28 protein-coding genes are annotated in these 25,338 nt (G+C 36.0%); 24 read left to right on the top strand and 4 right to left on the bottom strand.

Going from position 1 to position 25,338, the window contains the following annotated elements; translation table 11 throughout:
- The first annotated feature begins 11 nt into the window (after positions 1 to 11).
- From BR77_RS11920 to BR77_RS12030, 23 genes are all read left to right on the top strand, one after another.
- Positions 12 to 659 (top strand): adenylate kinase, encoded by a 648-nt coding sequence (locus tag BR77_RS11920; protein WP_010052087.1) that lies wholly within the window; start codon positions 12 to 14, stop codon positions 657 to 659.
- Positions 660 to 907: 248 nt separating this feature from the next.
- Positions 908 to 1,126 (top strand): translation initiation factor IF-1, encoded by a 219-nt coding sequence (gene infA / locus BR77_RS11925; RefSeq protein WP_010052088.1) that lies wholly within the window; start codon positions 908 to 910, stop codon positions 1,124 to 1,126.
- Positions 1,127 to 1,160: 34 nt separating this feature from the next.
- Positions 1,161 to 1,274: a 50S ribosomal protein L36 gene (rpmJ, locus tag BR77_RS11930; protein WP_010052089.1), complete on the top strand. Its 114-nt coding sequence runs from the start codon at positions 1,161 to 1,163 to the stop codon at positions 1,272 to 1,274.
- Between the two features lie 30 nt (positions 1,275 to 1,304).
- Entirely contained in the window at positions 1,305 to 1,670 is a 366-nt protein-coding gene (rpsM, locus tag BR77_RS11935; RefSeq protein WP_010052090.1) for a 30S ribosomal protein S13, read from the top strand.
- A gap of 25 nt (positions 1,671 to 1,695) precedes the next feature.
- Positions 1,696 to 2,085 carry a 30S ribosomal protein S11 gene (gene rpsK, locus BR77_RS11940; protein WP_010052091.1) on the top strand — a complete coding sequence of 130 codons (390 nt, stop codon included), beginning with the start codon at positions 1,696 to 1,698 and terminating at the stop codon, positions 2,083 to 2,085.
- A 73-nt stretch (positions 2,086 to 2,158) separates the two neighbouring features.
- On the top strand, positions 2,159 to 3,103 hold the full coding sequence (locus tag BR77_RS11945) for a DNA-directed RNA polymerase subunit alpha (protein WP_010052092.1): 945 nt from the start codon (positions 2,159 to 2,161) through the stop codon (positions 3,101 to 3,103).
- A 27-nt stretch (positions 3,104 to 3,130) separates the two neighbouring features.
- Positions 3,131 to 3,511 (top strand): 50S ribosomal protein L17, encoded by a 381-nt coding sequence (gene rplQ, locus BR77_RS11950; protein WP_010052093.1) that lies wholly within the window; start codon positions 3,131 to 3,133, stop codon positions 3,509 to 3,511.
- Between the two features lie 578 nt (positions 3,512 to 4,089).
- On the top strand, positions 4,090 to 5,289 hold the full coding sequence (locus BR77_RS11955; protein ID WP_015077765.1) for a hypothetical protein: 1,200 nt from the start codon (positions 4,090 to 4,092) through the stop codon (positions 5,287 to 5,289).
- 21 nt (positions 5,290 to 5,310) lie between these two features.
- Positions 5,311 to 6,480: a M20 family metallopeptidase gene (locus BR77_RS11960; RefSeq protein WP_035065136.1), complete on the top strand. Its 1,170-nt coding sequence runs from the start codon at positions 5,311 to 5,313 to the stop codon at positions 6,478 to 6,480.
- Between the two features lie 247 nt (positions 6,481 to 6,727).
- On the top strand, positions 6,728 to 7,567 hold the full coding sequence (locus BR77_RS11965) for an energy-coupling factor ABC transporter ATP-binding protein (protein ID WP_010052098.1): 840 nt from the start codon (positions 6,728 to 6,730) through the stop codon (positions 7,565 to 7,567).
- Positions 7,543 to 8,424 carry an energy-coupling factor ABC transporter ATP-binding protein gene (locus BR77_RS11970; protein ID WP_015077763.1) on the top strand — a complete coding sequence of 294 codons (882 nt, stop codon included), beginning with the start codon at positions 7,543 to 7,545 and terminating at the stop codon, positions 8,422 to 8,424. Before BR77_RS11965 ends, BR77_RS11970 begins: the two co-directional genes overlap by 25 nt.
- Positions 8,421 to 9,218, top strand: a complete 798-nt coding sequence (locus tag BR77_RS11975) for an energy-coupling factor transporter transmembrane component T family protein (protein ID WP_010052101.1) — start codon at positions 8,421 to 8,423, stop codon at positions 9,216 to 9,218. The genes BR77_RS11970 and BR77_RS11975 overlap by 4 nt, the downstream gene beginning before the upstream one ends.
- A gap of 74 nt (positions 9,219 to 9,292) precedes the next feature.
- Positions 9,293 to 10,111, top strand: coding sequence for a tRNA pseudouridine(38-40) synthase TruA (gene truA / locus BR77_RS11980; RefSeq protein WP_015077762.1), 819 nt, complete (start codon positions 9,293 to 9,295; stop codon positions 10,109 to 10,111).
- Positions 10,101 to 10,580 (top strand): GNAT family N-acetyltransferase, encoded by a 480-nt coding sequence (locus BR77_RS11985; protein ID WP_010052104.1) that lies wholly within the window; start codon positions 10,101 to 10,103, stop codon positions 10,578 to 10,580. The genes truA and BR77_RS11985 overlap by 11 nt, the downstream gene beginning before the upstream one ends.
- Before the next feature lie 176 nt (positions 10,581 to 10,756).
- Positions 10,757 to 11,200: a 50S ribosomal protein L13 gene (gene rplM / locus BR77_RS11990; protein ID WP_010052105.1), complete on the top strand. Its 444-nt coding sequence runs from the start codon at positions 10,757 to 10,759 to the stop codon at positions 11,198 to 11,200.
- Between the two features lie 13 nt (positions 11,201 to 11,213).
- Positions 11,214 to 11,606, top strand: coding sequence for a 30S ribosomal protein S9 (gene rpsI, locus BR77_RS11995; RefSeq protein ID WP_010052106.1), 393 nt, complete (start codon positions 11,214 to 11,216; stop codon positions 11,604 to 11,606).
- Positions 11,607 to 11,816: 210 nt separating this feature from the next.
- Entirely contained in the window at positions 11,817 to 11,951 is a 135-nt protein-coding gene (locus tag BR77_RS19520) for a hypothetical protein (RefSeq protein WP_010052107.1), read from the top strand.
- Between the two features lie 705 nt (positions 11,952 to 12,656).
- Entirely contained in the window at positions 12,657 to 13,154 is a 498-nt protein-coding gene (locus BR77_RS12005) for a hypothetical protein (protein WP_015077744.1), read from the top strand.
- A 44-nt stretch (positions 13,155 to 13,198) separates the two neighbouring features.
- A complete protein-coding gene (locus tag BR77_RS12010; RefSeq protein WP_015077743.1) occupies positions 13,199 to 13,849 on the top strand; it encodes a hypothetical protein in 651 nt (216 codons plus the stop codon).
- 420 nt (positions 13,850 to 14,269) lie between these two features.
- Complete coding sequence (locus tag BR77_RS12015) at positions 14,270 to 15,976, top strand: metallophosphoesterase family protein (protein ID WP_015077742.1); 1,707 nt, start codon at positions 14,270 to 14,272, stop codon at positions 15,974 to 15,976.
- Between the two features lie 226 nt (positions 15,977 to 16,202).
- Complete coding sequence (locus tag BR77_RS12020; protein WP_015077741.1) at positions 16,203 to 19,124, top strand: glycoside hydrolase family 3 protein; 2,922 nt, start codon at positions 16,203 to 16,205, stop codon at positions 19,122 to 19,124.
- A gap of 201 nt (positions 19,125 to 19,325) precedes the next feature.
- Complete coding sequence (locus BR77_RS12025) at positions 19,326 to 19,709, top strand: RidA family protein (RefSeq protein ID WP_010052113.1); 384 nt, start codon at positions 19,326 to 19,328, stop codon at positions 19,707 to 19,709.
- Positions 19,710 to 19,878: 169 nt separating this feature from the next.
- The gene (locus BR77_RS12030; RefSeq protein ID WP_015077740.1) at positions 19,879 to 20,865 is read left to right on the top strand and encodes a tRNA dihydrouridine synthase; all 987 of its coding nucleotides are present in this window, start codon (positions 19,879 to 19,881) and stop codon (positions 20,863 to 20,865) included.
- A gap of 44 nt (positions 20,866 to 20,909) precedes the next feature.
- Here the strand turns inward: BR77_RS12030 and BR77_RS12035 are convergent, their stop codons facing one another.
- The gene (locus BR77_RS12035; protein WP_015077739.1) at positions 20,910 to 21,299 is read right to left on the bottom strand and encodes a DUF1801 domain-containing protein; all 390 of its coding nucleotides are present in this window, start codon (positions 21,297 to 21,299) and stop codon (positions 20,910 to 20,912) included.
- Between the two features lie 194 nt (positions 21,300 to 21,493).
- Here BR77_RS12035 and BR77_RS12040 point away from each other — a divergent pair, with 194 nt between their 5' ends.
- Entirely contained in the window at positions 21,494 to 22,399 is a 906-nt protein-coding gene (locus tag BR77_RS12040) for a magnesium transporter CorA family protein (protein ID WP_010052118.1), read from the top strand.
- A gap of 228 nt (positions 22,400 to 22,627) precedes the next feature.
- Here the strand turns inward: BR77_RS12040 and glf are convergent, their stop codons facing one another.
- The 3 genes from glf to BR77_RS12055 are packed head-to-tail and all read right to left on the bottom strand — an operon-like array spanning position 22,628 to position 25,306.
- Entirely contained in the window at positions 22,628 to 23,755 is a 1,128-nt protein-coding gene (glf, locus tag BR77_RS12045; protein ID WP_015077738.1) for a UDP-galactopyranose mutase, read from the bottom strand.
- 21 nt (positions 23,756 to 23,776) lie between these two features.
- Positions 23,777 to 24,787 carry a glycosyltransferase family 2 protein gene (locus BR77_RS12050; RefSeq protein ID WP_010052121.1) on the bottom strand — a complete coding sequence of 337 codons (1,011 nt, stop codon included), beginning with the start codon at positions 24,785 to 24,787 and terminating at the stop codon, positions 23,777 to 23,779.
- A gap of 3 nt (positions 24,788 to 24,790) precedes the next feature.
- Positions 24,791 to 25,306 (bottom strand): GtrA domain-containing protein, encoded by a 516-nt coding sequence (locus tag BR77_RS12055; protein WP_035065143.1) that lies wholly within the window; start codon positions 25,304 to 25,306, stop codon positions 24,791 to 24,793.
- Between the last annotated feature and the right edge of the window lie 32 nt (positions 25,307 to 25,338).

Below are 25,338 nucleotides of genomic sequence, written 5' to 3' on the forward strand. Positions count from 1 at the left end.
GAGGAAAAATGATGAATCTCATTTTAATGGGTCTTCCTGGTGCTGGTAAAGGAACACAAGCTGAGCAAATTGTGGATACTTATAAAATTCCACACATTTCAACAGGGGATATGTTTCGTGCCGCAATCAAAAATGAAACGGCCTTAGGTCTTGAAGCGAAAGCGTATATGGATAAAGGCAATTTGGTACCAGATGAAGTAACAAACGGGATTGTAAAAGAACGTTTAGCTGAGGCTGATACTGACAATGGTTTCTTACTAGATGGGTTCCCAAGAACTTTGAACCAAGCAGAAGCTTTGGAACAAATTTTGACTGAACTTGGTAAGAAAATCGATGCCGTTATTAACATTCACGTTGATAAAGACATTTTGATGGAACGCTTAACAGGCCGCATCATCTGTCGTACGTGTGGAGCGACTTATCATAAAGTCTTTAACCCACCGACAGTTGCTGGAACTTGTGATCGCTGTGGCGGACATGATTTCTATCAACGAGAAGATGACAAACCTGAAACAGTTGAAAATAGAATTAACGTTAACCTTGAGTTAACACAACCTTTGTTAGACTTTTATGAAGCACGCCAGGTATTGAACACTGTTAAAGGTGATCAAGATATTCAGGATGTTTTCAAAGAAGTACAAGCAATTATTGCAAAATAAAATAGCAAGTCACTCTTTTATTACGAATGATGCCTCGTTTCCAAAGAAATTATTCGCGAGGAAAAGCGGTTGTCTAACGAGGGACTTGTCACTAATTTAATTTTATGTTACAATATTCGAGGTCTTGGCTTTTAAAAGGCCAGAGTTTGTGATAGAATTAGTAGGTTAAGTGTAAAAATTGTGGGGGCTAAGGTTCTCGCTAGGTTTATCGCATTTAATTGCGAAACAATTTTAAGGAGGTACTAGGCGTGGCTAAAGACGATGTCATTGAAATTGAAGGAACAGTCGTTGAAACTTTGCCGAATGCAATGTTTAAAGTGGAACTTGAAAATGGCCATGTTGTATTGGCACATGTTTCAGGAAAAATCCGTATGCACTACATTCGTATTTTACCTGGAGACAAAGTAACAGTAGAATTGTCACCGTATGATTTAACCCGCGGTCGCATTACCTATCGCTTTAAATAATTGTACTCCGTCAATAAAATGGGAGGTATAGTTCATGAAAGTAAGACCATCAGTAAAACCAATTTGTGAAAAATGCAAAGTTATCCGTCGTAACGGGCGTGTTATGGTGATTTGTGAAAATCCTAAACACAAACAACGCCAAGGATAATAATTAACTATAACAGGAGGTGTAATTGTAATGGCTCGTATATCAGGAGTTGATATTCCGCGTGACAAACGTGTAGTAATATCTTTAACTTATATTTATGGAATCGGTAAAAACACAGCAATCAAAATTTTGAAAGCTGCAGACGTATCAGAAGAAATTCGCGTACGTGAATTAACAAATGATCAATTAGATCGCATCCGTGCTGAGATTGACTCAATTAAAGTTGAAGGGGACCTTCGTCGTGAAGTAAACCTAAACATTAAACGTTTAATCGAAATCGGATCATACCGAGGCATGCGCCACCGCCGTGGTTTACCAGTTCGTGGACAAAACACGAAAAACAACGCGCGCACTCGCAAAGGCCCAGCTAGAACAGTTGCAGGCAAGAAAAAATAATTAATAAGTAAGGAGGTAACACTTCATGGCAGGAAAAAAAGTTGTACGTAAACGTCGTGTGAAAAAGAATGTAGAAGTTGGGATAGCTCATATCCGTTCTACTTTCAATAATACAATTGTAATGATTACTGATGCGCATGGTAATGCAATTTCATGGTCTTCAGCAGGAGCATTAGGCTTCCGCGGTTCTAAGAAATCTACACCATTTGCTGCTCAATTAGCTGCAGAAACTGCTGCTAAAGCATGTATGGAACATGGTATGAAAACAGTTGAAGTTGCTGTTAAAGGTCCTGGTTCAGGACGTGAAGCTGCAATCCGTTCATTACAAGCTACTGGTTTAGAAGTTACAGCAATTCGTGACGTAACTCCAGTTCCTCATAATGGATGCCGCCCTCCAAAACGCCGTCGTGTTTAATTGAGAGCTGCTACATTATGCTTGTTTGCACTCAGTAACATGAACTTAACGTTTTGAAAGGGGTATATAGAGAATGATCGAAATTGAAAAACCAAGAATTAATACGATTGAGATCAGCGATGATGCCAAATTTGGTAAATTCGTTGTAGAGCCACTTGAACGCGGTTATGGTACTACGTTAGGGAATTCTCTACGTCGTATTTTGTTGTCTTCTCTTCCAGGAGCAGCAGTAACTACTATTCAAATCGATGGTGTGTTACACGAATTTTCAACAATCGATGGGGTTGTAGAAGATGTGACATCAATCATTTTGAATATTAAAAAACTTGCACTCAAGTTATATTCTGGTGAAGATAAAACGATTGAAATCGATGTGAAAGGTCCAGCGGTAGTTACAGCAGCCGATATCACTTATGATAGCGATGTTGAAATCTTAAACCCTGACTTATACATTTGTACCGTAGCTGAAGGCGCACGTTTCCACGTACGTTTAACTGCGAAACAAGGTAGAGGTTATGCAAGAGCTGAACATAATAAACACGATGATATGCCAATTGGCGTATTACCAGTCGACTCGATTTACACCCCAGTTAGTCGTGTGAACTATCAAGTAGAAAATACTCGAGTGGGTCAAAAAGATAATTTTGATAAATTAACACTTGATGTATGGGCAGATGGTTCTATTAGCCCAGAAGACGCTGTGAGTTTAGCAGCAAAAATTTTAACAGAGCATTTAGATATCTTCGTAAATCTATCTGACGAAGCTCGTAAAGTGGAAATCATGGTAGAAAAAGAAGAGACTCATAAAGAAAAAATGCTTGAGATGACAATTGAAGAATTGGATCTATCTGTACGTTCATACAATTGTTTGAAACGTGCTGGTATTAATTCAGTTCAAGAATTGACTGATAAATCTGAAGCAGAAATGATTAAAGTACGTAATCTAGGTCGTAAGTCACTTGAAGAAGTGAAATTTAAACTAGCTGAGCTAAGTTTAGGTTTACGTCAAGACGATTAGTACCGTACCGAAGGAGGAAAAATCAGAATGGGTTACCGTAAATTAGGACGCACAAGTTCTCAACGTAAAGCAATGTTACGTGATTTAACGACTGACTTAATCATTAACGAACGTATTGTTACAACTGAAGCTCGCGCTAAAGAGATTCGTTCTACTACTGAGAAAATGATTACTTTAGGTAAACGTGGCGATTTACACGCACGTCGTCAAGCCGCTAGTTTTGTTCGTAACGAAACTGCTGCAATTAAAGAAGATGGCGATAAAATCGTTGTTGAATCTGCTTTACAAAAATTATTTAGTGATATCGCACCTCGTTACGCTGAGCGTCAAGGTGGATACACACGTATTATGAAAACTGAACCTCGCCGCGGAGACGCTGCACCAATGGTTATCATTGAATTGGTTTAATTTTTCAAAATAAAAATTGATTCACTTTTGGATGTGTGCAAAGAGTGTTACGATGATGGAAATTTATTTCCAAGTCTAGCTCGAAACTTCTCCTGAAACTTCGCTTTCAGGAGAGGTAAATTCATCAAATGTGATTTTTTTTTGTCGAAAAGGAATTATTTCTATCAACATATATTTGTTAATAGAAATAGTTCTTTTTTATTTGCAATCAAAGATTAGGCTTTAATTGCAAATCCAGCTATTTTTTTGATTGAATGCAAGAATGCTTCAACTAGCAGCTAACTATAGCGATGATGAATGCCAATTGATTAATGATTTTTTAGGTCAAGCCATTGATGTTCTTGATCATGAACTACAAACTGACTAACTTTTCACTAAAGAGACATGGGATGCTATTGCTCCTAGGTCTCTTTTTTATTCGCACATGAACAAGAGGATATGCCGTCGCAAGTTTTTTACTTAGAAATAAACCGAAAATATAAAACGTTCATTATATATCGTTGCATATTTATTGATTGTTTAGTACACTGTTAATACATCAGAATATTCTGATAATAAAAAAGAAATGAGGAATGTTTATGTCGCAAATGGCTGCCTTTACGTTATTGATGGGAATTTTATACATAGGAGATGTGGTGTCAACTAGAACCAAAGCTTCAGTATCATCAGTATTTGTCTGTGCTGTTTTATTTATCATTGGGTATTGGACGATATTTCCTAAGAACATCGTTGAAGTCGCAGGGATTCCAAGTATTGTTGCAACGTTACTGATGTATTTGTTGATTACAAATATGGGTACACTTTTATCTATCAATGAGCTAATTAAGCAATGGAAAACGATAGTAATCACATTGTCAGGAATTGCAGGTATCGTGATTTTATTGCTCACCATTGGAACGCTTATTTTTGATTTGGAAACAGTCTTAGTTGCTATTCCACCATTAGTAGGAGGTGTGGTATCGTCCTTAATTATGTCGGAAGCTGCTCAAACGGCTGGCTTAACCTCTTTATCAATTCTAGCTATTTTAATTTATGTGATGCAAGGTTTTGCTGGGTATCCCCTGACATCCATTATGCTGAAAAAAGAAGGTAAACATATGCTTGAGAAGTACCGCAAAGGAGAATGGATACCTGATAATCAAAAAGAGGGATCTAAAAAACAAGAAGAATTAGATACGCCAAAGTTATTTACTAAAATTCCTAAAGCCTATCATACAGACTTCTCACGTTTTTTCAGATTAGGCTTAGTTGGAATGTTGGCCTATTATGTTTCAGTTTTGTGTAGCCCATTCGTGACGATTAGTCCGTTTGTTTTATGTTTACTGTTTGGTGTGATTGCAAGTAGTGTGGGCTTTTTAGAAAAACAGCCTTTACAAAAAGCCAATGGATTTGGTTTTGCCATCATGGGCTTGATGTTGTTTATCTTTGATGGATTAAAGAATGCCACGCCAGATATGATAAAAGAGTTAGCAGTTCCAATGATTGGCATTATTGTAATTGGTGTAATAGGCATGTATATTTTTTCTGGGATTGTTGGGAAATTATTAGGAGTCAGTAAAGAGATGGCTTTTGCAGTTTCACTAACAGCATTATATGGATTTCCAGCTGACTATATTATTACAAATGAAGTCATTAAAGCTTTGACTGATGACAAGGACGAACAAGAAGCTTTAACTAGCCATATGTTGCCACCGATGTTAGTAGCAGGATTTGTGACAGTTACAATTGTGTCGGTTATCTTGGCTGGAATTTTCTCAAGTATTTTAATAAATTTATAAAAGAATAGGGGTTAAGAGAAGATGAATAAATTAAAACAACAAATTAATAAATATGAAGCAGAAATGATTGCTTTTAGAAGAGATTTACATCAACATCCAGAATTGCAATGGGAAGAGTTTAGAACGACTCAAAAAGTAGCTGATGCATTAGATTTATTAGACATCCCATATCGCAAAACTAAGCCAACAGGTTTGATTGCTGAACTAGTTGGTGGTAAGCCAGGTGAAACTGTAGCATTGCGTGCTGATATGGACGCTCTGCCTGTTCAAGAACTAAATCAGAACCTAGACTATAAATCTTTAGAAGACGGGAAATTGCATGCTTGTGGCCATGATGCTCATACGGCAATGTTATTAACGGCTGCAAAAGCACTAAAAGAGTTACAGCCTGAAATCCACGGAACAGTCCGCTTTATTTTTCAGCCATCGGAAGAAAATGCTAAGGGAGCTAAAGCTATGGTGCAACAAGGTGCGGTCGAAGGTGTTGATAATGTTTTTGGAATTCACATTTGGTCGCAAATGCCAACAGGTAAAGCTTCTTGTGTGGTCGGATCTAGTTTTGCTTCTGCAGATATTTTTACAGTTGATATTAAAGGGCAAGGTGGTCACGGTGCTATGCCCCATGATTGTGTCGATGCAGCAGTTGTTGCTTCTGCATTTGTAATGAATATTCAAGCGATCGTTGCAAGAGAAACTGATCCATTAGATCCGGTTGTTGTGACGATTGGTAAGATGGACGTTGGCACACGGTTCAATGTGATTGCTGAAAATGCGCGTTTAGAAGGAACCGTGCGTTGTTTTAGCGTAGAAACTAGAAGTCGCGTTCAAAAAGCGATTGAGCGCTATGCTGAGCATGTTGCAGCAAGTTATGGAGCGACAGCGACAGTGAATTATGAGTATGGCACATTGCCAGTTGTTAATGGTGAAACGGATGCTTTATTTGCTCAGCAGGTTATTCGTGAGCATTTAGGGGAAGATGTATTGATGCATGAACGACCAACTACTGGCGGTGAAGATTTTAGTTATTTTACCGAGAATACAAAAGGTTGTTTTGCTCTAGTTGGATGTGGAAATGCTGAAAAAGATACCCAGTGGGCACATCATCATGGACGTTTTAATGTTGATGAAGCGGCCATGAAGGTAGGGGCAGAATTGTATGCGCAATATGCGTATAATTATTTAAATCAATAAACTTAAAATCAAAAAAGGTAGAAGATGTCGAGTTATTCGCACATCTTTTGCCTTTTTATCTACTTTAATAACAAGAAAGAAAATTTAATTAGCGTTCAAATCAATTTTTAGACCTTTCAATTTCATGTTTAAAGCGGTATAATTAAACGTAAAATATGTTTAATGAAAGCGCGTAGTTATTGTATTTTAGTCGCGTTTTTGGTAGTCTTAGAGAAATTGAATTGAAAAGAACGCGGAGGTTTGCTCAGTGGAGAAAATCATTAAATTAGATGACATTTCATATAAATATCACCCCAACGAAGAGGTAGAAGCATTAAAAAACGTATCCCTTTCAATTGAAAAAGGCGAATGGGTTGCGATTATCGGTCATAATGGTTCAGGTAAATCAACTTTGGCTAAAACAATCAACGGTTTGCTGGCACCAACAAATGGAACGGTAACGGTTGGGAATCAACTTTTAACCGAAGAAACAGTTTGGGATGTTCGTCGCATGGTTGGAATGGTATTTCAAAATCCAGACAATCAATTTGTTGGTTCAACAGTCCAGGACGACGTGGCTTTTGGTTTAGAAAATAGCGGTGTCCCTCGTGATGAAATGGTCAAACGAGTTACCGACGCTATTGATAAGGTCAAAATGTCTGATTTTATTGAAAAAGAGCCGGCTCGACTTTCTGGTGGTCAAAAACAACGTGTTGCGATTGCAGGGGTTGTGGCTTTACGACCTGATATTATCATTTTGGACGAAGCAACAAGTATGCTAGATCCTCAAGGTAGACAAGAAGTTTTAGCGACGGTTAAAGCGATTAAAGAAGAAGAAAATTTAACTGTCATTTCAATTACTCATGATATCGATGAAGCCGCTAGTGCTAATCGTATTCTAGTGATGAAAAACGGTCAGTTGATTAGAGAAGGAACGCCACAAGAAATCTTTTCTTTCGGTGATGAATTAATTGAAATGGGACTGGATTTACCTTTCCCTGAAAAATTAAAAAGTGCATTAAAAAAACGCAACATTGATGTACCTAAAGACTATTTAACTGAGGAAGGGATGGTGGATTGGCTATGGACATTACTTTCGAAAAAGTAGGCTATACCTACCAAAAAGGCACACCTTTCCAAAATAAAGCTCTCTATGATATTGATTTAGAAATTAAAACTGGGAGTTTTACGGCATTAGTCGGTCATACAGGTAGTGGGAAATCGACTATTTTACAACATTTAAATGCTTTAATGAAGCCAACCGAAGGCAAAGTTACGATTGGCGATCGTGAAATATTTCCTGAAACTAATAATAAAAATCTTAAAGGCATTCGTAAAAAAGTTGGGATTGTTTTCCAATTTCCAGAAGCTCAATTATTTGAAGAGACGGTTGAGAAAGATATTTGCTTTGGTCCGATGAATTTTGGTGTGCCAGAAGAGGATGCGAAAGTCTTAGCTAAAGAAATGCTAACTCTCGTGGGCTTAGACGATACTTATCTAGAACGTTCACCATTTGACTTGTCAGGTGGACAAATGCGTCGTGTGGCGATTGCAGGGGTATTAGCGATGGAGCCAGAAGTCTTAGTGCTTGATGAGCCGACAGCGGGTCTTGATCCAAAAGGTCGGAAAGATATGATGGAGATGTTCCATCAATTGTATGTTACAAAAGGCCTAACGATTGTTTTGGTTACTCATCAAATGGATGATGTTGCCGATTATGCGGATCAAATGATCGTTCTAGAAGGTGGAACAATTGTTAAAAAAGGACTACCAACTGAGATTTTCAAAGAAACTGAATGGCTAGAAGAAAAACAACTTGGTGTTCCAACCGCAGTTTCTTTTGGTAATTTATTAAAAGAGAAAAAGGGAATTGATTTAGGCGAGTTGCCAATCACGACTGAACTTTTGGCAGATTTACTTGTTGCCGAAATTGAAAAAGCCAGTAAAGCAGGTGCAGCACAATGATGGATAAACTGATTTTTGGACGTTATATCCCTGGTGATTCTTTCGTTCATAAGCTCGACCCTCGCGTTAAATTATTGGCGAGTTTTTACTTTATTGGAATTATTTTCTTAGCAAATAATTGGCAAAGCTATCTATTCTTGTTTGCCTTTACCTTATTCTCGATTGCTATGTCAAAAATAAAATTCAAATTTTTTATTAATGGTGTCAAACCGTTAATTTGGCTAATTTTATTTACTGTTATTTTACAAGTCCTCTTTAGTAGAGGTGGAGAAGTTTACTTTGAGTGGGGCATTTTAGTCGTATCCTCGGGAGGATTGAAAAATGGACTCTTCATTTTCTGTCGTTTTGTGTTAATTATTTTTATGTCAACATTACTAACATTAACCACAGCGCCTTTATCTTTAACCGATGCGATTGAATATTTATTACGCCCACTAAAAGTGATTAAGTTTCCAGTTCATGAAATTGCCTTAATGTTATCAATTGCTTTACGTTTTGTACCCACGTTGATGGATGAAACGGAGAAAATCATGAATGCACAACGAGCCCGTGGTGTTGATTTCGGGGAAGGAAATGTTTTCCAACAAATGAAATCAATCGTCCCATTGCTTGTTCCGCTATTTGTTAGCTCCTTTAACCGAGCAGAAGAATTGGCAACAGCGATGGAAGCTAGAGGTTATCAAGGCGGGGAAGGTCGGACAAAATACCGTTTATTAAAATGGGAATTAACCGATTCAACTGTCATTATAGCTTATGCAATCGTAACGGTTGCCCTTGTGTATTTACGCAGCTAAATGCTACTAAAAAGTTATTTCGTGATGAAATAACTTTTTTAGTCTGAACAAACAGATAGGAGTTTAAGCATAAAATGACTACAACCCGCTATAAAGTGACTATTCAGTATGATGGAACCAACTATTCTGGGTTTCAAATTCAACCTAAAGACAGAACCGTCCAAGGTGATATTGAAAAAGCCTTAAAGACCATGACTAAAGGAATCGCGATTAAGCTGCAAGCGTCAGGTAGAACCGATGCAGGAGTCCATGCTTTGGGACAGGTGATCCATTATGACTATCCAGCCATGATTCCGCCAGAACGGATGCAACAAGCCTTAAACAGCCTGACAACTGATGAAATTGCGATTGTAAAAGTAGAAATTGTTGATGAGACTTTCCATGCCCGCTATTTCACGGCAGAAAAGACCTATCAGTACCGAGTAAATACAAATCAAGTTGTCGATCCATTTAGACGGAACTATGCGCTTCACCATCCCTATCCGGTTCATTTAGATGATTTAAAAGCTGCTTTAACGGATATTGTTGGCGAGCATGATTTTTCTAGTTTTTGCGCCGTCAAAAGCGGACGAGAAAATAAAGTTCGAACTATTTATGAAGCTGACGTTATTTGGAATGAAGCTACAGGAGACTTAATTTTTACCTTCAGAGGAAATGGATTCTTGTATAACATGGTTCGGATACTAATCGGTACCTTATTACAAATTGCCAATGGTAGACGACCTGTACATGACTTAGCTCGAATTATCGCAGCTAAAGATCGACAACAAGCCGGACCTACAGCATCACCATCCGGTTTATATTTACTAAAAGTGACATACAAGTCACAAGCAGAGATCCAACAGATTTTAAAAGAGAGTGAACAATGGAGGCGCGAGAATAATGGGGATTGAGATTAGATTAAATCAAGTTGAGGACTACGTTGGGTTAATGGAAATTGAAAATAGCGTCTGGAACGATGAAAATACACCCTTTGTCCATGTGTATGAAAATGTGATTGAGTATCAATTACGTTACCCAGTTGGCAGTATGCTCGTGGCAGTTGACGGCAAAGAAGTATTGGGTTTAGTCAACTTTAACAACCCAAGTCCGTTAGCAGCTCATAGTGAAACTTGGTTATTGGGAATCGGAGTAGCTAGCCAAGCACAAGGGCGTGGTGTTGGTCAGAAGTTACTGGAAGCCTTAAAAGCCAAAGCACGCGAGGAAGGGATTCATAAACTTTCCTTGCGTGTGATGGGAACTAACATAGGTGCGCAACGTTTTTACTTACGCAACGGCTTTGAAATCGAAGGCAATTTAAAAGAAGAATTTAAAATTGGAGACAAATACGTCGACGATATATTTATGGGCATTATTTTATAAAAAAATTGTCTGAGCAAGCAGATAAAAACCGGGATTTATTTGAAAAAAACACGATTTTTTATTGACAAATCGTCAAAAAAACGATATTATGTTAGATGGTATTGTTTGCCCCACGATGAGCCCCGGAAACTTATTGTGCATTCAAACAAACAGATAAGAATATGGAGGAAAAAAACGTGCGTACAACTTATATGGCAAAACCAAACGAAGTAGAACGTAAATGGTACGTAGTAGACGCAACTGATATTCCATTGGGACGTCTTTCAACTACAGTAGCAACCATTTTACGTGGCAAAAATAAACCAACTTTCACACCTAATGTAGATACAGGTGATTTCGTGATCGTTATTAATGCAGACAAAATTAAATTAACAGGTAAAAAAGCAACTGATAAAATTTATTATCACCATTCAGGATTCCAAGGTGGTTTGAAACAAGTATCAGCTGGTGAATTACGTGCAACGAATTCTCGTAGATTGATTGAAACCTCTGTAAAAGGTATGCTTCCAAAGAATACTTTAGGTCGTAAACAATATATGAAATTAAACGTTTACGGTGGTTCTGAACATGAACATCAAGCACAAAAACCAGAATTTTTGGATATTACAAACCTAATTTAAGGAGGGAATTTCATTGGCACAAGTACAATATACCGGCACAGGCCGTCGTAAAAACTCAACTGCTCGCGTACGTTTAGTACCTGGAACAGGTAAAATCATCATGAACAAAAAAGATATTAACGAATATATTCCATTTCCATATTTACACGAGGTAGTTAAACAACCTCTTGCAACTACGGAAACTTTAGGAAGCTACGATATCTATGTTAACGTTAATGGCGGAGGATTCACTGGACAAGCAGGAGCTGCTCGTCACGGAATCGCTCGTGCATTATTACAAGTTGACCCAGATTTCCGCGCTCCTCTTAAAGCAGCTGGACTATTAACACGTGACCCTCGTATGAAGGAACGTAAAAAACCAGGTCTTAAGAAAGCCCGTAAAGCTTCACAATTCTCAAAACGTTAATTATTGGAATCGTTACTGGAGCCGTTTCGAATTTATTCGATTACGAGATACAGTATGGGACGGAGATTTCGCAAGAAATCGAGTACCATTCCATTCAATTACACTATTTCGGACGTTTCGCACGATTATGTTGCGAAACGTCTTTTTTTATTGAAATAGAATACAGTAAATATAGTTAAAAAGCGAATATGAACAAAGGTGGTAAGAAGAATGAATGCAAAAGATAAAGCAAAAATGTTAGAAATCATCAAAAATAAACAATCTGGCGGAAGATCTAAACAAATGGCTCCTCCAAAAAATGATCAAAAAAATATGCGTAAAGGTCCAAAGATTTATAATAAATAGAAACGTTTAGAGCACTGATTTTTATTGGTGCTTTTTTATTTTGCGTAGAAGTACATATAGTGATAGTTTTGTAGTACTGAAAAATAATAAAGAAAAAGAATGTAGAACCTAAAAAATGAATTTTACGAGATTCTTGTATTGCGCTATTTCGAGAATAGCATAAGTTGTTATAGTCTAAATAGTATTATTTCAGATTTTTAAGTTTAGTAGTATTGTTTGTATCTATAAATAAGCAACGAATTTTTAAAGTGGTTCTATACAACTTGTTTGACTGTCTGCTCTTTAAAGGGTGTCATATAGAATAGTCTAATATATTTTATTTTTATCCAAAGTAATTATTCCATAAATAGCATAATGACTGTATTTTATCATTAGTGCTTTCTTATTTTAAAACCGAAAAAAAAGTACAGTTGGAACGACAAAGATTAACAGTTAGTAGAATCAAATTCTTTTATAATAGACTTTGTAAGTAACCGTAAACTCCTTGTTATATCCCTTATGTAACCTCTAACTTTATATTCAGAGCAAATAGTTATTAGTCTGAGTAATTCCAGAGAGATTTGCTACATTTTATACTAGTTAGAATTTTGCAAAATGAGCCTTATAAACTTAAGGAAAAAGGAAATAAAAGAAAGGAGAAGTCGAATTGAAGAAGTAGTTGAGGCAAGTGATTAAAATTTTAGTAAGAGAAAGAAGGAAATAGTTATGAAAAAAGCGGCTTTAATAACCTATGAAGAACAAGCAAAAGCGTATGAAGCGATGTCAGTGCTAAAACAATTAGGTAAAACAAATAGTTTTGGGCTAAAAGAAGTAGCTGTTGTGCAAAAAAGTCATGATGGAACAAAGTTTAGTATTAAAGATAGCCTAGACTATGAAAGCGGGAAACGTATTGCAACAGGCAGTATTATCGGGATGATTGTTGGTATTTTAGGAGGTCCTTTAGGCGTATTATGTGGCTGGATTGTTGGGGATCTAGCAGGTATGGGCATAAATTATGTGAAGTCTAAAAAAGAAATTACTGTCTTTGATAAAATTGCAGAAAGCTTAGCTCCTGATGAAGCCGGATTACTGATTTTAATGAATGAAACTAATGAAGATTTATTAAATACAATGGTTGTAGAAAAATTAGATGGAAAAATTGAGAGATTTGATTATGAAGAAGTAAAAAAAGATGTAGAGATGGCCAAAAAACATTTAAGTTAAAAGAATTTAATCATCAAATAAACAAAAAATTAGGAGGATTTATTATGAACTTTAAAACATTAAAACTACCATTGATTACTTTAGGTGCAGTACTTGTCCTTGGGGCATGTGGCAAAACAGATAAAGCTGAAATCGTAAATGACTCAGAAACAGAAACAACTTACTCAGATTCTTCAGGAGAGGTGATAGAAGTTAAAGGAACGCTAAAAGATGATGGTTACTTTAAAGAACTCGTTACAGATGGAATTAACCCAAAAGTTAAAGACACTATTTCATACGAAACAGACTACAAAAATTCAGATTGGGACGATACAACTTTAGATATTGAGCATGTTAGAATGGTCAGTGTAGCTGATTTCAAAGATAGAGATGATATGGCTTATAAAGAATTACTTTCTTTTAAATATAAATTAACAAATGAAGGTTCTGATGATAAACATATTACACCAGATAATGCTGTTCTTATATTAAAAGATGGCACAGAAGTTGATGCAAAAGTATTCATGAACTATTGGGATGATGAAGTTTTAACTAAAAATGAACATAAAGATGGATTTCTTTATTTTAAAGTGAAAGATGAAGAAGCATTAAAAGAAATCGCTAGTGTGAAATTGGCATTTAAAGCAAAGGATAGTGCTGATGAAGAGATAACACATGCATACACAGTTGAGTTACCTTTAGAAGCAGCAAAATAGAACTAAATTTTAATTTATACAAAAAAGTTAAGGAATCTTAGATTCTTTGACTTTTTTTGTATTATGCCATTCAAGTACACTAATTGGGACGTTTTCCACGATTATGGTGCGGACCGCTTTCTTATTGAATCATAATTCGGTAAAGACTTTAAAAGACGAATATAAACAAAAGTGTTGAGAATAAACAATCTTGGGTAAGGTGAAGCAATAAGGTTCACTAAAAATGACCAAAAGAATATAGATAATGAATTTTTTTGATGTATTAATTTTAACTGGCTAAAATTATACTATTTTTCTTTACTAGTAGATAATAGTATAAAGCAGGGAACCTGAACATGTTATAATGAGTCTATTAAATATGGGGAAATAAAATAAATATAGTTACTCATTATCTATATAGGACGAGGTGCTTAAATAAAAATGAATAAAAATCCTTTAGTCGGGAGCAAACACAATACACTTTTGCCGCTGAATACTGAAATTACATTGCCTTCAGAACTAGCTGCTCGTTTTGAGCTTTATCCAGAAAATAGACGAAGACCTGTTAACAAAACACTATTTAGAAATGATTATTTTCAATTGTGCTATAACATGAAAGAAAATTCTATGGCTGTATCATCAAGAGGCGATCTCGTTTATTCAGCGATTCCTTATGATACTGCTAGAAACTATATTCAACGTGCGGCGATTCAATACTTGCTTCATCCGGAAGAGGCCCGTCGGTATATTGAATCTCATAAGGTTAATTTAGAAACATACCTTGTTGAAAGTATTTTTCAAGTGACTAAAAAACGACCTGCTAAGAATTCATTTGAAGTTACTCAAGCGTATAATGCAATATTTCAAAATCCGTTATTTGAAATTCAAATTCTAGGTCGGTTATTGCAACATGATGACACAGGTGCGCTTTCTGCCAATCTTGCAGGGAAGTTTTTATTTAGTGAAAATGTAAAAACAGGAATAGCTGGATATGTTTCAGAATATCTTAACTTTGTTATTCAGTGTACGAGCTCTTTACCGATAACCACGGATGGAAAAGAGATACAACTGTTAGACTCAAATGTACAAGAGGGTATTCTGTCTAAACAAAATATGAATACAGAATTAGCTTTTGATTCAGATATTAATCAAGCTTTAGATTTACTACCTCAAGAAGTAAAACAACAGATCGAAAGTTCAATGGCTATTGCTAAACAGACTATACCTACGAATAATAAGGTACTTTTACGATCAGAATATGGTAAAGAATTATCGGAGATTAGAAATAAATATGTTGCCCACAGTATTCAGCCAAAAGAAATAGAACACCATTTTGAAAATGTTCATAAGACAGAAAATCGAAACTTGGTAAATGTAGTTTCGGATGTTCATGCGCTGGATGGGAAACTTCCGTTCATTAATGAGAACTTTAACATCTTAGTAGGTGATGTTTCTGATTCTCGTGTAACAAATAAATCAATTGAGGGAATTTATGTTATTGGAAATCACGATTTGGTAGATGTATTACCAACGAATGACAATCTACAGAATAGGCAATGGGACAAGTGGACACCATTTTTCAAAAACAAATGGTTTGAGCAGCTCTTAGAGAATCCAGATGATTCATGGTATTTATTACCTACTGGTGACCATACCTATTATGACATCGTAAAAGTAGAACTTGAAAAACGTTTCCCTAAAATAACGGTGCTAAACAATAGTAGTGTAATCCATAATGGAATTCGCTATATAGGGTTAACCATTCCGGTTGTCTTAGTAAAAAGGAAACAGGAGCAACAAAAATTTATTCTTAAGTGGTTAAATAAGCTACTAAATAACGATTATGATACACCAACAGTCATAGTTTCACACGCACCTCTCTTTAATGAGCTTAGTATGCTTTCACCAAAGAGTAAAGCGTACAATAAAGACTATGGTTGCTCGGAACCGAAAATCGAAAAATTAGTTGAAGAATACAATATAATTGGAGCTATCCACGGCCATCACCATATACCAGCATCTTCAGGCCGATATAAAATCATGAACTTTGCAGGAAAAGAGCTATTCGTGGTGTGTTCAATTTATTCTAAAATGAACACAGGCTATGAATTGATGAATCTGCTACCTTTTGATTCATTGAACAATTAGAATAGTACATTCTATCTCCAACTAAATACTCCAAGCAAAAGAGTCCACTTCACAAAAAGAAGGGGCTTTTTTTATACCCTCTTTCCCTAGACCTCTCTAATTTCAAACAAGTTATGAATGAAAGTGTACAGTTTAAGAAGGTAGCGTTTTCAATAAACCTATGGCTAGCTATACTGAAATTGTTAGTAAAGCAACTGATAGCTAGACGAATTTAGGAGGGAACGCTGTGAAAAAATTTAAAATGAATAAAAAGAAGTGGGCAATCTTAGGAATCTGGATTGCAATTGTCGGAGGTATCTATCTTTATTTGCTTAATCATGGCAAAGCTAGTGGGGACAATCCGTCATTTGGGATTAATGTTCAATTTTTAGTTGGTTGGATTACGAAAATAATCATTCTATTAAGTATCTCCTTAATTGCCTATTCGATATACAGAATTGTTAAAATTCGCAAGACAAGAAAATTCTTGTATGTATTATCTTCATTATTACTAGGTATCTTGATTATCTTTAATTTAGCGGTAAATCAATATGCAATGATTATTAATACTTATTTTTCGGCTTCACAAATTAATCAGTCGGAAGTGAAAAAAACAACAGAACAAGCTATGGCCTTAACGGAGAAAATAGAAGGTGAAGGTGCTGTTCTTTTAGAAAACAAAAATGAAGTTTTGCCGTTACAAAATCAGAAAGTTAATGTCTTTGGTTATGCTTCTCGTAATGTTGTCTATGGCGGAACAGGTTCTGGCGGTGGTAAAGAAGACAACAATGTTGATTTACAACAAGGCCTAAAAAATGCAGGCTTCCAAGTAAACGATCAGCTAACGACTTTTTATGATGATCGCTATGTGCCTCGTGAAAAAGTCAATATTCATAAACTAGTCGGTGGTGATTTTAATATTCATGAGCCAAAAGCGAGTGAGTATAGTGAGTCGTTACTAACCTCTGCTAAAGAATTTAGTGACACTGCACTAGTTGTTTTTTCTAGAAATAGTGGTGAAGGTGCTGATATTACCAATGAAATGAAAGGTTATGCAGGCGGAACTGCCGGAAAGCATTACCTAGAACTTTCAGATGATGAAGCAGCGACACTCGATTTAGTGAAAGAAAATTTTGATAAAGTCGTGGTGATTCTTAATTCATCGTTCCCAATGGAATTAGGTTTCTTGGATGATGAAAAAATTGCTGGAGCACTTTGGATTGGTGGGCCCGGTTCGGTCGGATTTAATGCAGTTGGAGAAATTCTAGCTGGAGAGGTTAATCCATCAGGACGCTTAGTGGATACTTATGCCTATGATGAAACCAGTGCGCCTTCATTTAATAATATTGGTGAGTTCCCTTACTCTAATTCTGAATTTGACTACGAAAAAGATACATGGCATTACAAATATGTCAATTATGCGGAATCAATTTATGTCGGCTATCGTTATTATGAAACGCGTTATATTGATAACCAAACAGGTGAAATGGATGAAGCTGCGTATGAAAAAGCGGTTCAATATCCATTTGGTTATGGATTATCCTATACGAATTTTAAACAAGAAATTACAAATTTCAAAGTAGATGGTAATGAGGCTAAAATGACCGTTAAAGTAACCAATACGGGTAAAAAGGCTGGGAAAGATGTCGTACAATTGTATTATACGCCGCCCTACACAATTGGTGGAATTGAAAAATCTCACGTAGTCTTGTCTGGATTTGCAAAGACACAAGAATTAGCACCAAATCAATCTGAAGAAGTTAATCTTTCTTTTGATGTTGAAAATATGGCAAGTTATGATGAGAAACAAAACAAAGCCTATGTTCTTGAAAAAGGAAATTATGAAATTAAATTGATGAACAATTCTCATGATGTTATTGACTCAAAAAATTATGAAGTCGCTAAAGATATCGTCTTCGATCAAGAAAATAAACGTGAGAGTGATCAACTTTCAGCTACTAATCAATTTGAAGATGCCAAAGGCGATGTTCAGTATTTATCACGTTGGAATTGGGAAGAAACGATGCCAAAAGAAATGGCACAACCTAAAGAAGCCTCTAAAGAATTATTGAAGGCTTTGAAAGATCAAAGTGTGAATGAAGGAAAAGCGGATCCAATCAAATTTGAAAAACATGGTCTGGAACTGTATGATCTAAAAGGTGTTGACTATGATGATCCGAAATGGGATCAATTATTGGAACAATTGTCGGTCAAAGATATGGAAAACCTAATTACCTATGGTGGGTTCCAAACGCCAGCAATTAATTCAGTCAAGAAACCAGCAACAATTGACGCAGATGGACCGGCTGGAATCAATCATTTAGTCAGTCAAGCCCACGGGAATCAATACACAAGTGAGGTCGTTGTAGCTTCTACCTGGAATACAGAGTTGGTTGAAGAGATGGGAGCAGCTCTTGGAAAAGAAGCGAAAGCATCAAATATTACAGGCCTCTATCTGCCTGGGGTTAATATTCACCGCTCTCCATTTGGTGGACGTAACTTTGAGTATTACTCTGAAGATGCCTTACTATCTGGGAAAATTGGTTCAAGCCTATCTAAGGGTGCAATGGATCAAGGTAGCTATGTCTTCATGAAGCATTTTGCGATGTATGATCAAGAAACGCGCAGATATGAATTCCCAACAGGGGCAGCAACTTGGTCAACGGAACAAGCGATGAGAGAAGTTTTCTTGAAACCGTTTGAAATTGCTGTCAAAGATTCAGGTATTACAGGAATCATGTCTTCTTATAATCGAATTGGACCTAAATGGGTTGGCGAAAGTGAAGCTCTTTTACAAAATGTCTTGCGAGATGAGTGGGGCTTTAGAGGAACGGTTATTTCAGATTTCTATAAACCACAATATATGAATGTTGATCAAGGGTTAAGTGCTGGAAATGATTTAGTTCTGTACTTGTTGCCAACGAAACTAAACAATGTTACAACGGATACTGATTGGGGTCAACAAAATATGCGTAAAGCTAGCCACAATATTCTATATACGGTGGTAAATAGTCACGCATATGAAGTTGCAGAAACGAATGTTCCAAATTGGATTTACTTGCTTGTTACAATTAATATTGCCGTTTTCACTTTCCTACTGTTTTGTTTTACAAAAACAACTCATCGGAAAAAAACAGCAAGAAAATTTAAGCTTTTTACTAAAAAATAAAGTACTTCCATAGAAGAGCATGAGATACTAAATTCTCTTTTATCCTAAGAAACAACTTAGAAAACTCAGGATTACTGAGCTCTGCTAAGTTGTTTCTTTTTATCTGAATACTTTATCAGCGCTGATTTTTTTCAATATGGAAATCCTCCAATAACCAACAGGATTATGCTATGATAAGAGTAAAAGAAGGGGGAGTCTTTGATGGGCAGAAAAATTTATACGGGAAAAAATGTGGGAGCATCTGGTCCGTATTCGCATGTTGTTGATGCTGGAGAGTATTTGTTTTTTTCAGGTCAAACGGCTTACAATGCTATTGGATACAATGGCGAAAAATACGATATTGCGACACAAACGCAAAAATGTTTTAGTCACCTAAGCGATGTGATGGCGGAAGCAAATGTTACGTTAGATGATGTAGTTAAAGTCAATGTTTATTTGACAAGTATGAAGTATTTTGATGAAATGAATGCTGTCTATAAAGAACTATTTAAGCATCCATTTCCAGCGAGAACTTGTGTTGCTGTTTTAGAATTACCTTTAGAAGCAGATATTGAAATTGAGTGTACTGTAAAGAGACAAGCCTGATAGCGCGTATTGTAAGAAAATAGACAGGCTATTGCAGAAAAGATTTCATCAACAAAGGTAAAGTTACAAGTAAAAAGCAAATCTTACCTTTGATTTTTTGGGGAATTCTTAGTATAATAACTATGCTTTTTCCAAAAGTAACAGAGAGTAAGGAAATGGAGATTATACAATGACAACTAATTTTTGGGCAGAATTACCAAAGCCCTTTTTTATTTTAGCACCGATGGAAGATGTGACGGATGTCGTTTTTCGCCATGTGATTAAAGAAGCAGGTTCGCCAGATGTCTTTTTTACTGAGTTTACAAATTCGGATAGCTATTGTCATCCAGATGGTATAGAGAGCGTGCGTGGTCGCTTAGTGTTTACTGAAGATGAGCAGCCAGTAGTAGCGCATATTTGGGGCGATAAGCCAGAATTTTTCCGGGAAATGAGTCTTGGTTTAGCAAAAATGGGTTTTAAAGGTATTGATATTAATATGGGCTGTCCAGTTCCTAACGTAGCAGGTCGTGGGAAAGGCAGCGGTCTTATTTTGCGACCAGAAGTAGCAGCTGAATTAATTGCAGCAGCCAAAACTGGTGGTATCCCTGTCAGTGTAAAAACACGTATCGGTTACAAAGAGATAAGTGAAATGGAAAACTGGATTACTCACTTGCTCAAGCAAGATATTGCGAATTTATCGATTCATTTACGGACGAGGGATGAGATGAGTAAAGTTGATGCTCATTGGGAAATTATTCCGCAAATCATGGCAATTCGTGATCGAATCGCACCTCAAACGCTTATTACGATTAATGGAGATATTCCAGACAGAGAGACTGGATTGAAACTTGCCGAGCAATATGGCGTGGATGGGATTATGATTGGTCGAGGTATATTTAAAAATCCATATGCTTTTGAAAAAGAGCCAAGAGAACACACTTCACAAGAGTTGCTAGGATTATTACATTTACAGCTTGATTTGCAAGATAAGTATGCTGAGCTGGTTCCACGTTCAATTGTGGGATTGCATCGTTTCTTTAAAATTTATGTTAAAGGTTTTCCTGGTGCAAGTGAATTACGGGTTAAATTAATGAACACTAAATCGACGGAACAAGTTCGACAAATTTTAGCTGATTTTGATGCCGCTAAAGCAACTGATTCTTCGCTAGAGCGATAAACTAAAAGGATTGATTACCGATTTTCGGTGATCAATCCTTTTTATTAACTAGAATGGTAAGTTAGCCCCATTTGAATACATAATTTGAGATCGTTGATAGGTAATGGCTTCGTTGGGTCCATAACAATAGCTCGGTTTTTAGAAAAAACTAAAGTGTCTGTAAATAATTCTCTAAATTGTTCAATCAAGGTTGTTTGGCAATGGAAGAAAAGAGCAATTTTAGTCTCTTCAAAAATCCCAATTCGTATGGGCGTCCCAGCTTTTGCTGTATAGGTGGGCTGATTCCACTTTAAATTCTCAACCAATTTCTCATGTGGTGTTAGTTCTGCACTTGTGTCGATAATTAATTGGCGAATAGTTAAAAGTGCTTCTTTGCATTGGGGTGAGTATTGGTTGAAAACTGCTTTAACTTCGCTACTTTCAAAAGGTGTCATGGTCATTCTCCTTTATACGATTTTTTATCTAGAGTAAGTATCTCATAAATAACTGGACAATAGTATGTCAGCATTTATAATTTCCAATCAAAAATAGCTTAAAAGAAAAATCTTTTGCTGTTAAGAGTTGTAAAGTATCAAACTTTGGATTAGACTTTGATACGAGAAGCATTACAAAAAAGGAGGGATTTTTGATGATTACAGAAAGAAAATTTCAAAATGGAATCAATACTTGGATTAATATAAATTCAGATACCGTTGGAAATGATTCAGATTTATATAAACAATATGGAATTGATAGTGAACTGATTTCATACGCATTGGACAGAAATGAGCGAGCACGTGCGGACTATGATGATGAGGTTGATGCTTTTACATTGATTTATAATGTTCCTAAAAAAAAGGGGCAGAATCAATATTATGAAACAGCACCAATGACCTTCTTAATCCAAAATCAACGTCTACTAACGATATCCAATCATACAAATGAGTATATTATTCCACAAATGGAAAGATACCTTGAAAAAAATCCTACAGATTCGGTATTTAAATTCCTTTTCGCTAGTTTATTTATTATTTCAGATAATTACTTTCCATTAATTGAGGAAATGAATAAAGAACGAAACTATATTAATGATATGCTAAAACAAAAAACGACAAAGAAAAATTTACTTGCACTATCTGATTTAGAAACAGGGACAACTTATTTTATCTCTGGGACAAAGCAAAATGCAGTTTTATTGGAACAGATAAAAACGAACGCCATCTATCGACGATTAAATGAAGAAGAAAGCGAGCAACTTGAGGATACGCTGATTGAAGCCAAGCAATTAGTTGAAATGACTCAATTAACGGCACAAGTCCTTCAACAATTATCTGGCACATATAACAATATTCTAAATAATAATCTAAATGACACCATGAAAATACTAACAGTCTTATCGCTTTTATTAACTGTACCAACCATTGTAACAGGTTATTTCGGTATGAATATGCCTTTACCCTTGGAGCAAAATATTTTTGGTTGGCTAATCGTGATAGGCATCAGTCTAGTAGGATGGTTTGGCCTAGCATTTATTTTGCATTTTATTCTTAAGTAATGTTGAAAATAGAGCAAAAAGAGCTTGAGTCTTTCTCATGCTCTTTTTTTTGTCCTCAGATAGTAGCAGAAATCACTTGATTCATCTGTGTAGATTAATTTATCCATATCCAACATCCAGTGGATACTAAGCTAAGTTACGGCGCGGACGTATCTTAAAGCCAGTAATTATTAAAGGATGAATAGTGAAGCTTAGATTGTTTAAATGTCTTCCTATAATTTAGCAAAATTATCTATTTTCTTGTTGGAACTCTCGCTTAACCAGCGCTAAAGCACTGGCTACAATTTGATCCATATTTAGGTATTGATAGGTACCTAAGCGTCCACCAAATGTGACAGTCGGTTCGTTTTTTGCCAATTGAACATAGCGTTTATACAACTGATTATTGACTTGGTCATTCACAGGATAGTAAGCATCATCCCCTTTGTGCCAAGCTGTAGAATATTCTTTTGTGATAATGGTTTCGGGCTGTTCTCCAAAGTTAAAATGCTTATGTTCAATAATTCGTGTATACGGGGTAGCGGCATCAGTATAATTGACGACGGCATTGCCTTGGTAGTTAGCCGTTTCTGGTAAAAGTGTAGTTTCAAAACGCAAAGAGCGATACTCTAAAATACCTAGTTGGTAGTCAAAAAATTCATCAATCATTCCCGTATAAATAATTTTAGGATAAGTAGATAAATACATCTCCTTATCTGCAAAAAAATCTGTCTTTGTTTCGACCTGAATAGCATCAGATGCGAGCATTTTTTCGATAATCGCTGTATACCCATCTACGGGAATACCTTGATACTTATCTGAAAAGTAGTTGTTATCAAAGGTAAAACGAACAGGCAAACGTTTTATGATGAATGCTGGCAATTCTTTTGGGTCTTTTCCCCATTGTTTTTTAGTGTAGTCTTTAATTAAGGTAGTATAAATATCAGTACCAACCAACGCAATTGCTTGTTCTTCAAGATTCTCGGGTATTTTAGTTCCTAGAATTTTCCGTTGTTCAGCAATTTTATCTTGGGCTTCTTGCGGTGTCCGAGTCCCCCATAGTTGATAGAAAGTATTCATATTAAAAGGTAAATTATATAGCTTTCCCTGATAGTTAGCGATGGGTGCATTAACAAAATGATTAAAGGCGGTAAATTGAGACATGTATTGCCAAATCGTTTCATTATTAGTATGGAAAATATGAGCACCGTAGCGATGAACGTCAATATCTGCAATGCGTTCTGTATAAATATTGCCAGCGATGTGCTCACGTTTTTCAATTACTTTTACTTTGAAGCCACGTTGAGCTGCTTCATAGGCAAATACAGCTCCAAACAACCCTGACCCAACAACTAGATAATCGAATTTTTCTGTCATAATACGCTCCTTCCAGCCGGTTTAATTAAATCCATATATTTTTTGCAAGACACGATAAACACCTATAACTGTATAGCGTCCCGTTTTTCCAGGAAGATTGACGCTGTAGCCAATTAAGCTTTTGCGCAGTTCTCGATAAAGGGGATGATTCTGTTCAGCAATATATTTCCATAAAGTTGCTTTTTTAGCTAAGTTTTCAACAGATCCTTCTTTAATTAAGAGAACGGAAGATACCGTTGTGATAATCTCTAAATACTGACGCATATAATTGCGTTGATCATTATCAATCTCAGGCAAATTTGTATAGAAGTCAATCATACGTCGATTGACAAATAGCTGTTGATCAATACGTGCAATCATGACTTGTTCATTGACGGACTGATCGTTGCGCCCGATAAAATAGCGGTATAAATCAACATCTAGGTAATACATTTTCTTTACAAAGGGTAAGGGTTCAAAAGCGTAAAGATTATCGACATAAAAAGTGTGCTTTGGTAAGGTTAACTTGCTTTTTTGTAACACACTTCTGTGATAAATAAGTGCATGCATCAACAAATATTTTCCAACAGGTAACTTCACCTCATCCCAAGAAAATTCTCGGTTAACTGGTAAAGCTGAAGCATAGTGAATCCGTTTTTTATAACGAGCCCCGACTTTTTCATAGACATAATTATTAATAATCAAATCAACTTCATTCATTGCAGATTGATTATTTATGAAAGTTAAGACCGAATGCAGTGCTTCAGCATCGACCCAATCATCGCTGTCTACAATTTTAATGTAACGACCGGTCGCCTGCTGTATTCCAGAAGTAACGGCCATGCCATGACCGCCATTTTCTTGGTGAATAACTTTAATGACAGTTGAAAAACGCTCTTGATACTGTTGAGCGATAGTAGCAGTTTGGTCAGTAGAACCGTCATTGACAATAATAATTTCAATATCTGTACCCCCGACTAATAAAGAATCTAGACAATGCTTCATATAATTTTCTGAATTATAACAGGGGACAACAACACTCAAAGCTTTCATTTTTTACTCCTTTTTCATGATTTTAAACTTCATCATTGGATAGTTAATCACAACTTGTAAAACAATATTGACGACATTTGCTAAAGTAGGAGCCAATCCGTGAATAAAAGGTTGTGTTAACTTAATAATATGTGGTGGTAGCCAGACAGAAATCAATCCAGCAAAAACAACTGTTAAAATATAGAGTGGCAAGACTTTTCGAATTTCAATCGTTGCTAAAAAAACAAATTTTCGTTGGACAAAAAAATTGACGATTTGTGCACAAACATAAGCCAACAGGAAGCTTAAAAAGCTACTTAAACCACCTTCAGCGGTTGAATAGTTAAATATAAACCAATGGAAATTGATGCCAGCTAACTGAGAGAATAAAAATCCAGTTCCAATCCATAAAACAATGAAATTTACAATAGTAGCAACGTTACTCATAATATTAAACAAGATAAATTCAAATAAGTCAGGGTGCTTGGCTTTAAAGTTTTTAATAGCCGTTACAAGTCCCCACTGTTTTTTAGTTTCCAAGTCTTCATCACCTTTAATCGTTAGTCTTATAG

The organism is Carnobacterium maltaromaticum DSM 20342 (assembly GCF_000744945.1).
GTDB classification, from domain to species: domain Bacteria; phylum Bacillota; class Bacilli; order Lactobacillales; family Carnobacteriaceae; genus Carnobacterium; species Carnobacterium maltaromaticum.

Bases quoted from the DNA above. Each gene is read 5' to 3' on its own strand.
- glf (WP_015077738.1), bottom strand. From the start codon at position 23,755: ATGACAGAAAAATTCGATTATCTAGTTGTTGGGTCAGGGTTGTTTGGA.
- BR77_RS11955 (WP_015077765.1), top strand. From the start codon at position 4,090: ATGTCGCAAATGGCTGCCTTTACGTTATTGATGGGAATTTTATACATA.
- BR77_RS12030 (WP_015077740.1), top strand. From the start codon at position 19,879: ATGACAACTAATTTTTGGGCAGAATTACCAAAGCCCTTTTTTATTTTA.
- rpmJ (WP_010052089.1), top strand. From the start codon at position 1,161: ATGAAAGTAAGACCATCAGTAAAACCAATTTGTGAAAAATGCAAAGTT.
- BR77_RS12050 (WP_010052121.1), bottom strand. From the start codon at position 24,787: ATGAAAGCTTTGAGTGTTGTTGTCCCCTGTTATAATTCAGAAAATTAT.
- BR77_RS12005 (WP_015077744.1), top strand. From the start codon at position 12,657: ATGAAAAAAGCGGCTTTAATAACCTATGAAGAACAAGCAAAAGCGTAT.
- BR77_RS11985 (WP_010052104.1), top strand. From the start codon at position 10,101: ATGGGGATTGAGATTAGATTAAATCAAGTTGAGGACTACGTTGGGTTA.
- truA (WP_015077762.1), top strand. From the start codon at position 9,293: ATGACTACAACCCGCTATAAAGTGACTATTCAGTATGATGGAACCAAC.
- BR77_RS11975 (WP_010052101.1), top strand. From the start codon at position 8,421: ATGATGGATAAACTGATTTTTGGACGTTATATCCCTGGTGATTCTTTC.
- BR77_RS11970 (WP_015077763.1), top strand. From the start codon at position 7,543: ATGGACATTACTTTCGAAAAAGTAGGCTATACCTACCAAAAAGGCACA.
- rpsM (WP_010052090.1), top strand. From the start codon at position 1,305: ATGGCTCGTATATCAGGAGTTGATATTCCGCGTGACAAACGTGTAGTA.
- BR77_RS11920 (WP_010052087.1), top strand. From the start codon at position 12: ATGAATCTCATTTTAATGGGTCTTCCTGGTGCTGGTAAAGGAACACAA.
- BR77_RS12035 (WP_015077739.1), bottom strand. From the start codon at position 21,299: ATGACACCTTTTGAAAGTAGCGAAGTTAAAGCAGTTTTCAACCAATAC.
- rplQ (WP_010052093.1), top strand. From the start codon at position 3,131: ATGGGTTACCGTAAATTAGGACGCACAAGTTCTCAACGTAAAGCAATG.
- BR77_RS11960 (WP_035065136.1), top strand. From the start codon at position 5,311: ATGAATAAATTAAAACAACAAATTAATAAATATGAAGCAGAAATGATT.
- BR77_RS12015 (WP_015077742.1), top strand. From the start codon at position 14,270: ATGAATAAAAATCCTTTAGTCGGGAGCAAACACAATACACTTTTGCCG.
- BR77_RS12025 (WP_010052113.1), top strand. From the start codon at position 19,326: ATGGGCAGAAAAATTTATACGGGAAAAAATGTGGGAGCATCTGGTCCG.
- BR77_RS11945 (WP_010052092.1), top strand. From the start codon at position 2,159: ATGATCGAAATTGAAAAACCAAGAATTAATACGATTGAGATCAGCGAT.
- BR77_RS12040 (WP_010052118.1), top strand. From the start codon at position 21,494: ATGATTACAGAAAGAAAATTTCAAAATGGAATCAATACTTGGATTAAT.
- BR77_RS12010 (WP_015077743.1), top strand. From the start codon at position 13,199: ATGAACTTTAAAACATTAAAACTACCATTGATTACTTTAGGTGCAGTA.
- rpsK (WP_010052091.1), top strand. From the start codon at position 1,696: ATGGCAGGAAAAAAAGTTGTACGTAAACGTCGTGTGAAAAAGAATGTA.
- BR77_RS19520 (WP_010052107.1), top strand. From the start codon at position 11,817: ATGAATGCAAAAGATAAAGCAAAAATGTTAGAAATCATCAAAAATAAA.